The sequence below is a fragment of the Pseudoalteromonas sp. '520P1 No. 423' genome, assembly GCF_001269985.1.
Classification (GTDB): Bacteria; Pseudomonadota; Gammaproteobacteria; order Enterobacterales; family Alteromonadaceae; genus Pseudoalteromonas.
Window position 1 is genome coordinate 1,614,859 of record NZ_BBZB01000001.1, and the last position, 11,931, is coordinate 1,626,789.

Consider the following 11,931-nt stretch of genomic DNA (forward strand, 5'->3'; position numbering starts at 1 on the left):
TGTAATCAATGACCGCTTTGTGCCATTTAGCAGACCTTTGCTATTTATTCATGGATGGCGACTTTGAGCCTAAAGCGGACTAAATGGCGTAATAAATACCCCGAATCTAACGATCACTTTGATACGAAACCTGACTTTAGAGTTAACAGAAGTGGTTCGTTAAAAATATATACGGTTAACCACTTTTCGTCGGTAACGCTTTTTGTTCAAACCACATAGTCATAAAGTCACTCGTTAATTTTTGCTCAATATCCATAGCTCTCTCTGTAGGGCAGAAAATGGTGAAAAATACTTGGGTATCACCTAAATCAGAAGTTGCAACTTGAATATGAGGCTCAGGGCCGGTAATAACAATATCTAACTGACGCTCAATTAGTTGATTATAACGAAAGGCGACATCTTTAAAATCTTCACAGTAGTCATTTGTTTTTTTAGATAAATTTTCAATAAAAACGAATGGGTTTACACTTCCATCACGAGTAATTGTAAAGTGGTGCATTGCATAACGTTTTAAGAAGTTTAAATTTTTAATTGATGAGGTAATAAGCTTACTATTAGGTAAATAGAGAGTTTTACCTGTGTATTCATATGCATCAATATTCACTTCCAATAGGGTTAATTTCATCCAATCGGTTGAATGCACTTCGCCATATATGTCGCCCACCTGTACCCAGTCGCCAATCCTGTAGGGACGACTTGAAATAATGTACATAAAACCAATGAAACATTGAATAAACTCTCTTGTTGCTAGGACAATAGCAACGATAAATGCAGCAATAGAAAATGCAAACTTTTGGATTTCATCAGACCATATATTAAATACACCGATTAAGATTAAAACAGTGACTAAATTGTTGATGATATTTATCTTAGAACGTTTACTTTCTGGAGCTATTTTTTTTATTAAAGTGATTATCAACCACTTGATAAACATCACTGTAATAACCATGAAAATTGTAATAAAAAATTTATTACTCGTTGACGATAGAGTATAAGGTGAAACAATTTGACTAATTGATGACGTAAAATCTAACAATGGAATCCCTCAGTTGATAAGCTAATTGGCTATACTAGATTAAGAATATTTGTCTGTAACTTTTTAATAATCGCACCCAGTAAGATATCGATGCTGTCTTGTGGAATGATTTATCTATTGTAAAGCCGTTGCAACTTGAGCAATAAAAAAGCTTAATATGATGAATATAAATACCAATAGATTTAATGTCTTACTGTGATTAACTTTCATCAATTACCCCTAATAAATATAGCTTACCCTGAACTATTACCACTTAAGCAATTAAAAGGCTTAAATTTTGTCAACTTCTTATATTTCAGCCATAACATTTCAATTTTATTCTGTCCTTCTAAGTCCCCTTCAATTTGTGCTTTACAAAATTTGACGAATTGTTCTTCAACGGTATTTTCCGGAGTTCTATATCCTTGTTCAAGCATGAATAAGCGTTTACCAGCTTGAGTTAATAGTTCTGATTCAGCGATAGTGAAATCGCCTGATTTACTAAATCCTCTAGCAAAATGAGCATCATCATAAAAAGGCCCTTCCGCAATAAAACCGTGTATTAATTTCATATTCATCTTATGTCTTAGGGTATATACTTTGGCGAATTATGCGGTTAAGCCATTTGGCTGTAAAACAAATTATATTTATCGTAACGATAAGAGAAATAGCGATGGACATAGAATTAATTAAAACGTTTTTAGAAGTTAAAGATAGCCGTCATTTTGGCAAAGCCGCTGAAAATTTATATTTAACGCAAGCTGCTGTCAGTACTAGAATAAGACAGCTAGAAAGGTATTTTGGCGTGACATTATTCCAGCGTGCAAGAAACAATATTCAATTAACGTTAGCGGGTGAAAGGTTGATCCCGCATGCTGAAGCTATGCTAAATACCCTCAGGATGGCTAAACAAGATGTTGCTTTAGCATCTGAACAAGTTACGCAAATATCTATTGCCGGAACCCCCAATACGTGGGATGTTTACATTCATGATGCGATTTCAAAAATATACATTGATCAACCTCAAATAAGTTTAATCGCTGAGATTCTCTCACGAGAGCAGCTAACTAGGCAGTTGCTTGAGCGGACATTAGATGTCGCCATTTTATTTGATCCACCTAAAGTTGAGGAATTAAAAATTGAGTCGCTACATATGTTCAATTTAATCCCTGTTACCACGTTTCAAAATGACATCACAGTCCCTAGTGAAGTGCAACGTTACATTATGATTGACTGGGGAACGAGTTTTATTAATTGGCATGCTAAAGAAGTTCCTGGTATTTCTATTCCTGCAATACGCACCAGTACAGCGAGGATCGCGCTTGATCTCATGTTGCAATGTGGCGGTAGTGCTTATCTTCCAGATATGTTAGCAAGACCTTTTATTGAACAAGGTCAGTTGTTTGAAATTAAAGCGCTTCCAGTATTTGAACGTGAATTATTCAGTGCTTTTCACAAAGAAAATGAAAATGAAGAGCGTATTATTGAAATAAAGAACTTATTAAGAAAAGACAAACCTGAAGCTCCGGCAATTATGACACCTACATAATTCAATAGACTGAATAAGTTACTTTATAACCAAATTCCCCAGCTAATCTTTAAGTAAAATATTTTTATCGTCAGCTTAAATATATTTTACTTTTCTTCACCGTAAAAAAAGTAGACTATTCAATTTTAACACCGTTAGCATTTGAGTAACGCTTTATGGCTATAGATCCAGATTACGAATTAACTTCTTCCGATGAATTAAACTTTGATAGTGAAAGTTCTTCAAGTGAGCTTGAGAATGATATTGCTGATTTTGAATTGACAGTAAATACAAATGAAGGAAAAAGCTCTAGACGAAATGAAAAACGCATTCATCTTGCTAAGAAAAAAATTGAACAGCTACAAGAAGAGCGTCGATTGAGACGACTTAATGAAGACTATTATGATGATTGGGATTAGTGTTTTTACCTTCTATTAGATCACACTCCAATATTTTTAAGGGTGGGTAGATACTTGATATTTACTCAAATACGTATTTTCAATTTTCACAATTACTTTATGATTTGAATAATGCGGTTCAAAGGCGAAACAATGAATATTCTTTTTTTAATGTATCCTTGGGATAAAATTGAACCTGAAACAGACTCAACGTTAAGGCTAATACATGAGTGTGTATCACGCAATCATACCGTTGCAGTTGCAACCCCACATAATTTAACCATGAGAGACTCGGTTTCTAGTGCTTTCTGTCAGGTTTTTAAAAAGGGAGCTGCTACTCCTGCTAATGTGATGTCTTTTTATAAAAAAGCTGAATTTAAAAAATCACAGTTGCCACTTGCTGGTTTCGATACCATCATCATGCGAGCCAACCCTCCATTAGATCCGATTACGTTAAACTTCCTTGATTCGGTTCGCGAAGATGTTTTTATTATGAACGATATTGATGGTTTGCGTATCGCGAACACTAAACTTTATACCGCTTCATTTGATGACCCGACTAATCACTTCATCCCTGTAACGCATGTTTCAAAAACACCAGAATACTTAGTGGACGTATTAAATGATTCAGCTTCTGGAAAAATGATCATGAAGCCATTAGATGGCTATGGTGGTCAAGGGGTTATTTTAGTAGAAAAGCATGCACAAAAAAGCTTTCATTCACTATTAGAGTTCTACATCAATAGTGGTGATGGCGGGAATTATGTCATTCTACAAGAGTACGTCGAGGGAGCAGACTCAGGTGATGTTCGTATATTAATGCTAAATGGAGAGCCCATTGGGGCCATGAAACGAGTGCCTGCTACCAATGAAGTTCGCTCAAACGTTCACGCAGGTGGCACCGTAGTAAAACATACTTTAACAAAAAACGAGAAAGCACTTTGCAAACATATTGGTCCTAAGCTTGTACGCGATGGTTTATATTTTGTTGGTATCGATGTAATCAATGAAAAGTTAATCGAAGTAAATGTGCAAAGCCCTGGTGGTATTATGCGTATAAATAAATTGAATAACGTCAAATTGCAAAGAAAGGTCATCGACTTTGTTGAAAGTGTCGTCAATGCCAAAGAAGCATTAGCTCAGCGTAAAAACGAATTTAGAAAGGCGATAGACGATGCTCACGTTATCTGAAAAAGAGTGCATTCAACTCATTAAAAAGCGAGAGTGCTTTCACGCTGAAGTTAATAATGGCTCTTTTGTTGTAAAAATAGACGAATATACACCACTTATTTGTGCAGCAATCCATAACGGTCATAGGTTACGTGCTGAATTGGATAAGTCGTTCTTGCTCTCTCAACAAGAGCGCTTCTATGAGGAAGACCCATACACAGATGAACTCATCTCTTCTTTTCCTATTCAGTTAATTGGTAATGATTCTCGGTTTGAGTATGACTTGAATCGAGCTAAAACACTGTCTACTTATTTTAAGACAGCATGGGATAAGCAAGTTTGGCAAAAGCCGCTTACTCAAAAACAACGAGCAATTAGTCACAGTAAGCACGAGTCTTTTTATAATGTATTAGAAGCTATAGTGACAGTTATTGAAAAGCAATTTAGCAATGCAATTGTATTTGATATTCACTCGTATAATTACAAGCGAATTGAACAGATTACGCCAACATTCAATATTGGTGCTGGGCAAATTGATGTCGAGCGATGGGGAAAGGTTGTTAGTCAGTTCGAACGACAGCTAAATAAAATTGAGCTGCCTAATATTGAAGTTAGAGCTGCTACGGATGACATTTTTCATGGTCGAGGCTATTTAATTTCACACATTAATGCGCATTTTGATAACACACTAGTATTGCCGACAGAAGTTAAAAAAGTATTCATGGATGAATCTTCGGGTGAAGTTTATCCGTTGGTTCTAGAAGATTTAAAGGCAGGCTTTAAAGATGCTATCAGTGAAACGGCTGCATTTTTTATGCGTCGTTACACTAATAAAACACGTACTAAAAAAGCTGACATTCTTTCTTCCAACGTTAGCCCAGAAGTTGTCGAGCTTGATAAAAAGTTGTTTTCGCTTTGTAAAAGCGTTGAAACACTTAATTTTATTAATCCAATTAACTTAGTTGCCCAGAAAAATCGCTTTATCAAAAAAAATAGTTATATTGCGCCGAATTTTAACTATAAGCAACTAAATATGAATCCGTATAAGTTTCGAGAAAGCTTATACAAATTACCAGTTGATGACATTTTTGATGCGGGTATTCAACAATTGTATCGCCATGTTATAGATAACTTAGCGAGTAAAATTGATTTATTAACTTCAATTGGCACAGATGATTTTGTTTATAACTCTTTGAAATACTACGGAGAGCCTGACCAAACTGATATTGCTAACGCAAGATTTATTCTTCATTTGAATGACGAGGATGTTACAGAGCCAGAAAAATATCTAACCGCCGATGAAGCAATAGACTTCTTCAGATATCAGGCAGATGAATGGGGCCTTAAATGTAAAATAGAAAAGTCAGGGAAGATTGTTGCCAAAGCAATGGTAAATAATGAAAAAGCCTTACTGCTAATAAACAAAGACGCTAAGTTTACCGATAAAGAACTACATGCATTTGCTTATCATGAATTAGGCATTCATATGTTAACGTCCATCAATGCGAAGAAACACCCTTTAAAGGTCTTTAGTTTGGGATTGACAGGTAATACACATACCCAAGAAGGGATCGCGCTGTACAGTGAATACTGCTCTGGAAGTTTGACAATACAGCGATTAAAGATAATTGCGCTTCGAGTTATCGCTGTACAATACATGTTGGAGCACAGAGATTTTGTTAAAACTTACCATGCGCTCATGAATGAATTTTCATTAGATAAAGAGTTTGCTTTTACGCTAACAACCCGTGTTTATCGCGGTGGTGGCTTTACCAAAGATTACTTATACCTAACAGGTTTTAGAGATATTCTAAACGTTGCAAAACAAGGCTCTATCGATAACTTACTGGTTGGTAAAACAGGGCTGCTAGATTTTGAAGTTGTTACCGAAATGGTGGAACGAGGCATGCTAGACAAACCTGAATCATTATTCGACACGTCATATACGACATCAGGTGATAAGGTATTAGATTTTATCGTAAATTCAATTAAATAGCCTTTTATTAAGTGGTAGGCGTAAAGAGGAATTGCTAACCCCGTTTGCCGTCACATATTGGGTGCTAGAGTGCCAAGCACTACTAAAATAGGCCGTTTCACTTTAGATAAATATCAATTGCGTTTTCATAAAAAGAGATGATGATGGCTCCGCTAAATGTGATGCTTATTATACTGGTAGCCAATCAGACATTATCATAGGTGCTCTGTATGAAATGGATGATGCTGAAAAAACATATTTGTATAAAGCTGAGGAGCTAGGCGTTGGTTATGATGAGCAGATTGTTCAAGTAATTAACGAGGCAGGTGAATCTATATCCGCACTAATTTATGTTGCAGCTAGAATTGATACTAGCCTTCTGCCTTATTCTTGGTATTTAAATCATGTAATTATTGGTGCAATCGAGAATAAAGTCCCTGTAGCTTATTTAAATACCCTGAAATCTGTATCTCATAAGGCTGACCCCGAAGCATAGAGGGATCTTATTGAAAGACAGGTATATCGACATAAATAAGTGGCCAATAAACCAGTGTACTTTAGGCTTTGAATTGTCGTTAATAACTTAGAAGCTAATGGCTAAATGAAGTCATAAGGTATTCATTGATGCTAATGTCCGCTCCGTCGGAGTAGCAGTCGTTAACGAAACTGATACCAACGTCTGATATTCGCTCTTAAGGGACATTAACTTTATTCGAACAAAACTATCAAATTACATCAGACATCACTTGCTACCCAACATTCTTCTTTATTAAAAAAATAATCAATTATTAATGTAAATGATCAAATTTTATTTTTTTCTATCAATAGTTTATGTCACAGAACTTAAGTTTATTTCAGCAATATAGGCCGGACACTCTTAAACTAAGGATACCTTAGTACACTTATGCCCCAGAGACTAAGAGAATCTTAGCTATAAAAAATATAGTTACGGTGCAATGTCTTAAATGGATAATCCAACGCCACTTCGTCTCAAAACTGCACGCAAAAAAGTAGGTTTTACGCAACAACAACTTGGCATTGCTTTAGGCATGGAACCAAATACAGCCAGTGCACGAATGAATCAATATGAAAAAGGCAAACATGCACCTGATTATTTAACTATGCAGCGCATAGCTAAAGAGTTAGATTTACCTGTGGCATATTTTTATTGTGATGATGATCTATTGGCTGAAGTTATTTGCGCTGTGGCTTCATTGAGTGCAACAGAACAGCAGGAAATACTCAGCAACATCATGAAAAGTGAGTGAGAGATAGAATTAATTTAATGTTGATTTAATAACTATTTAACGATTAAAAATTTTAATTTGTCAATAGGATAGTTCATATCAATACTATTGATATATCTAGTTTTTTTGTTAGGCTAACGAATAAATAAAATAAAGCAAAGTATATATGAGACCTGTAAATTCAATTTTAATGAGACTTGCTAAGAGAGCTGAAAAATTACAACCAGATCATTTAAAAAAATCATTTGTTGATGTGGGGCCAACATATACATTGCTTTCTAGTACTGATAATCAAATAATGTTTGGCCGTAGAGGAACGGGGAAAACTCACTTTTTAACAGTACTTAGTAAGGATATTTTAGATAGAGGTTTAATAAGTGTCCCTATTGATATGAGGTTAATAGGTTCTACCGGGGGGATTTTTGCAGATAAAGATATTCCTCAAAGTGAGAGAGCTACAAGACTATTATCCGATACATTATGTCTTATTCATGAAAATATACTTGATTATATTTTTGATAATGAGCTTCAAAATGCTTCGGAAATAACCGAGTTATTGAATGAGTTTGTGGAACAAGCAACTTCACTCTGTATAGATGGAGTTTCTGAAAGTGAAGTTAGTTCAACTAATAAACTCTCAATAAATTCAGAAAACAAAGTAGGAATAACGACTAAAAGCTTATCAGTAGGCCTTTCAAGTAAAGAGACTATAGCAGCTGATGACATGGAAAGGGGTAAAGTTACAGGGAAAAAGGTACTCCGTATTCATTTTGGTGCGATAACTAAATTACTTAATAAGATTGTAAGAAAATTACCAGGTAAAGAACTATGGGTTCTAATTGATGAATGGTCAGAAACCCCTCTAGATTTACAGCCATATTTAGCTGAACTTTTAAGAAGAATCTTATATCCAATCCCTGGAATTACAGTGAAAATTGCAGCAATAGCCCACAGGTGTAATTTTAAGGAATATGACTATGAAAGCAATGTAAGTATTGGAATAGAGCTAGGTTCAGATGCATCTTCAGTTATTAATTTAGATGAATATATGGTATTTGATAATGATAGTGATGCAGCGAAAGATTTTTTTAAAAATTTACTTCATCGTCATGCAATAGCTTTAGATAAAACTGCTGTTTGTGAAAACGAGTCAAACTTTTTCATAAATGATATATTTAGCCAAGTACCTGCTTTTGAAGAGTTTGTTAGAGCTGCAGAAGGGGTTCCTAGAGATGCTATTAATATTATTTCCTTAGCGGCTCAAGCTGCCAATGACACTAAAATATCCATATCAAGCGTTCGTAGCTCCGCGCAAAAATGGTTTCAAGTGAATAAACATAATGCTTTAAATAGTAGACCTTCAGCTGTTGCATTATTAGATAGGATAATTAATGAAGTAATTGGTTTAAGAAAATCTAGGGGCTTTTTAATCAGTAACGAAAAAAGTTTTGATTTAATTGATTATTTATACGATATGAGAATTATCCATGTATTAAAGCAAGGAGTCTCAGCTCATAATTCTGTAGGTAAAAAGTACACAATATATGCATTAGATTATGGCTGTTATGTAGATTTAATGTCTTCAAGTAATGCTCCTAAAGGGTTGATTATTGAATCAGATGAAAATGAAGAAGCTCATTATATTGAAATACCAAAAGCTGACTACAGATCTGTAAAAAACTCTATTTTAGATATAGAGCAATTGGATAGTGGGCAAGCAAGATTTGATTTAATTACTTCCACAGATCAACTTCAATTACCGAAAATGAAGAAGAATAAATCAATTTCGCTTGAAAAAAATATTAATCAAAATTTATTATCAAAAATACCAAAAGATGTTGGAATCTTAAAGGTTGATGGCTCTATTTATATTCCACTTATATTTGTTGCATTAGTTCTAAGAAAAGCTAAAGGTTTTGACTGTAGTTATTCTGTTGAATTAACAAATGAAATAAATGAAATTATATCCCTAAATATGAGTAGAAATAAAATAGCAAGTAATAATATGTCACGAGAATTAAGAAAAGAAAATATACTTAACTTAGAATGGTTAACTCGACTACAAAATGGTAGGAAACCTTTATTTTCGTTAAATGATACTTGGGTTAAGTATTGGGAGCTATATTTTGAAAAAGAGGCGCCTCATTGGTGATAGCTTTTCAAGTATAAGTTTAAACTGGAAAGTAAAGCAAACATACACTAAACCTAAACTAAGAGTTTCTTAGTTTAGATTGTTGATGCAATTACTCATACGTCCAACTCCTTTTTCAGATGAATCATTAGAGAGTTATCTTTTACGTTTATCTGATGCCAATTTCTTTGAATCATATCAAGAGTTAAGTGATGCGCTGTGGCAATGGTTATATGAACATGATCATGAAGCTGCGGGAGCATTTCCTAAAGAATTGCATTTAGTGAATGTTTATCATGCACATCAAACAAGTAGTTTTAGAGTTCGTGCATTAGCGCTGGTTGAAAAGTTAGCTGGACTTGAAATCTCAACTTTAACGCAATTAGCTTTAATGCATTCTGCTATTAGATTTTCGGGCAAAGCTGCTGTTTTTAGAAATGATATAGATATACCTCGTAGTTTTTTACGTGTAGCAGGTGTACCTATTTGCCCTCAATGTATAAAAGAACAAACCTATATACGCCAGTTCTGGCATTTAAAACATTATAACGCCTGTCATATTCATAATTGTGATTTACTCAAAACTTGCCCGAATTGTAATGTTGAAATTAACTATATGATCAGTGAAAAAATATCGCACTGTGAATGTGGTTTTGATTTTAGTGAGGCTTCACTTCCTGATGCCATTAGAGAAACTATTAATTTAAGTGGGTTTGTTGTTGGGCAGCAAGTTGATAGCACTAACAACTTTTTTAATTCCAGTAATTTATCGTTTAGATATGGTGCACTGCTTTGGTTTAATGAACGTTATTGCAAGCTAGTTAAAAATCAAAATTTGGTAATGACAGATTGCTTTGAGTATTTTGAAAAATGGCCTGATGTTTTATATTTAGAACTCAATCAACAAGTTGAAAATGCACATTTTAAACAAACTAAATTACTAAATCACACCTCTTTCGAAGATGTGTTTGGGACATTGCTAAAAGGCAGTGCTTATTTACCAACGGCTGAGCTTAATAAAAACTTTATTCTAAAAGCGATAATTGAATATTTTGTAAATTTGATAGGTAATAATCCAAAATCGAAAGAGCCTAATATGGCTGATTTATTATTAAATATTAATGAGGCAGCCGTTTTACTGTGTACTAGCACAGAGCAAGTGTATCGCTTATATCAAGAGGGTCATTTAAAGCTAGTAAGTAACTTAAAGCTACACGTTAAATTACCAGCTTATCAACCTGCTTTTTATTTAAGGCAAGTTATTGAGTTAAGAATTGCAAAAATGCAGTCACAACGTGACGGGCAAAATAAATATGTACCGGCATGGTGATTTCATGTATTTAAATACTTTGTTAGATAATAAAGACTTTAAAGACAAACAACATAAAATCAGGCGTGCATTTGCACCTTACTCCAAAGCTATTAGTGTTGATGGTAATGAATTAAGTACAGTTATTATTTTATTAAATCTTACTTTTAAAAAATCCGAAATTAGTGATTTAATAAATCCAGATACAGCAACTGAGATATTAAAAAATACGGTTTTATTTGATAAGTGTATTAACGAAGTCCAATGGTTTCATACTCATAATTTAAAGTATCCTGAGATCAGGGTAAGCCATCAACGCATTATTGCACCTAAGTTGGATCATTATAGGGGAGTGATCTCCAGTGAAAGTGAGCCTCAACTGTTAGGTTGGTCGCATAACAGTGCTGAAGTGAATCATGCAAAACTATTTAGTGCAGGCTTTATTTGGCAAAACGAATCAACCAATTTAGCAAGATTACTGATCAAAAAAGAGCAATGCTGGATGGATTGCCTTGTTAAGTTAGGATTAACTAAAAAACGATTAAAATTATTGTGTCAGGAACTTACAGATTATTTGCCTAATGCTGACTTCCCTGATGAAGTGAGTCAATTCTCAAATCAATTAATGGTCCCTATTGGTGATACTTATTGTACAGTTACTCCTGTAGTTAGCCATAACTTACTCGTTAAAATACAACAGCTATCAGTAGAGCATAAATTACGAACGGTAATTGTTGAGCATTCAAGGCCGACTAATGTAGGCGACTTGGCAACTTCATTAGGTGGCAATGTAAGGGGGATGCGTTATTTACCAACAGTGTTTAATAGCGATGGATACACTTATAAAGAAAATATGCTGAAAAAGCCATTTAAGCAAAGGGGCTGTTTTAATCATAAAGCAATACGTAATAGAGCCTTCACAGCTGCATTACAAGTGATTTCAGGAGAAAGTGAAGCCATAACGCATAAGTTAAGGCGTAAAGCTCGTGTGGCTGCGTTACGTTTGATCCGTGAGCAATTAAGCGACTGGCTAGCGCCTTTAATTGAGTGGCGGCTAGATTATAAAGAAAACTCTAATAATGAACTTAATCAACATACACTAGAAGTTGAGTTTTTAAAAAAAAATAACGCTGAATTGCTGAATTGCTGAATTGCTGA

11 protein-coding genes are annotated in these 11,931 nt (G+C 34.4%); 9 read left to right on the forward strand and 2 right to left on the reverse strand.

Annotated features, from left to right (window positions below; all coding sequences use genetic code 11):
• Positions 1–175 precede the first annotated feature (175 nt).
• Entirely contained in the window at positions 176–934 is a 759-nt protein-coding gene (locus tag PSA_RS07360) for a mechanosensitive ion channel family protein (protein ID WP_231665342.1), read from the reverse strand.
• A 335-nt stretch (positions 935–1,269) separates the two neighbouring features.
• Positions 1,270–1,587 (reverse strand): DUF413 domain-containing protein, encoded by a 318-nt coding sequence (gene maoP / locus PSA_RS07365; protein WP_042145949.1) that lies wholly within the window; start codon positions 1,585–1,587, stop codon positions 1,270–1,272.
• Positions 1,588–1,688: 101 nt separating this feature from the next.
• On the opposite strand from maoP, the gene PSA_RS07370 reads away from it, so the two are divergent.
• The 9 genes from PSA_RS07370 to PSA_RS07410 all read left to right on the forward strand — a co-directional run bounded on the left by PSA_RS07370 (position 1,689) and on the right by PSA_RS07410 (position 11,923).
• Positions 1,689–2,564 (forward strand): LysR family transcriptional regulator, encoded by an 876-nt coding sequence (locus PSA_RS07370; RefSeq protein WP_042145934.1) that lies wholly within the window; start codon positions 1,689–1,691, stop codon positions 2,562–2,564.
• Positions 2,565–2,719: 155 nt separating this feature from the next.
• Complete coding sequence (locus PSA_RS07375; RefSeq protein WP_042145932.1) at positions 2,720–2,962, forward strand: PA3496 family putative envelope integrity protein; 243 nt, start codon at positions 2,720–2,722, stop codon at positions 2,960–2,962.
• A gap of 132 nt (positions 2,963–3,094) precedes the next feature.
• Positions 3,095–4,132 carry a glutathione synthase gene (gene gshB / locus PSA_RS07380; protein ID WP_082305656.1) on the forward strand — a complete coding sequence of 346 codons (1,038 nt, stop codon included), beginning with the start codon at positions 3,095–3,097 and terminating at the stop codon, positions 4,130–4,132.
• Positions 4,116–6,107 (forward strand): flavohemoglobin expression-modulating QEGLA motif protein, encoded by a 1,992-nt coding sequence (locus PSA_RS07385; protein WP_042145930.1) that lies wholly within the window; start codon positions 4,116–4,118, stop codon positions 6,105–6,107. The genes gshB and PSA_RS07385 overlap by 17 nt, the downstream gene beginning before the upstream one ends.
• A gap of 214 nt (positions 6,108–6,321) precedes the next feature.
• Positions 6,322–6,582, forward strand: coding sequence for a gamma-glutamylcyclotransferase (locus PSA_RS26245; RefSeq protein WP_082305657.1), 261 nt, complete (start codon positions 6,322–6,324; stop codon positions 6,580–6,582).
• Between the two features lie 469 nt (positions 6,583–7,051).
• Positions 7,052–7,354 carry a helix-turn-helix domain-containing protein gene (locus PSA_RS07395; RefSeq protein ID WP_042145928.1) on the forward strand — a complete coding sequence of 101 codons (303 nt, stop codon included), beginning with the start codon at positions 7,052–7,054 and terminating at the stop codon, positions 7,352–7,354.
• A gap of 145 nt (positions 7,355–7,499) precedes the next feature.
• Entirely contained in the window at positions 7,500–9,485 is a 1,986-nt protein-coding gene (locus tag PSA_RS07400) for a hypothetical protein (RefSeq protein ID WP_052380013.1), read from the forward strand.
• A gap of 85 nt (positions 9,486–9,570) precedes the next feature.
• Positions 9,571–10,794, forward strand: coding sequence for a TniQ family protein (locus PSA_RS07405; protein ID WP_052380012.1), 1,224 nt, complete (start codon positions 9,571–9,573; stop codon positions 10,792–10,794).
• Between the two features lie 4 nt (positions 10,795–10,798).
• On the forward strand, positions 10,799–11,923 hold the full coding sequence (locus PSA_RS07410) for a hypothetical protein (RefSeq protein WP_042145927.1): 1,125 nt from the start codon (positions 10,799–10,801) through the stop codon (positions 11,921–11,923).
• Positions 11,924–11,931: the final 8 nt, after the last annotated feature.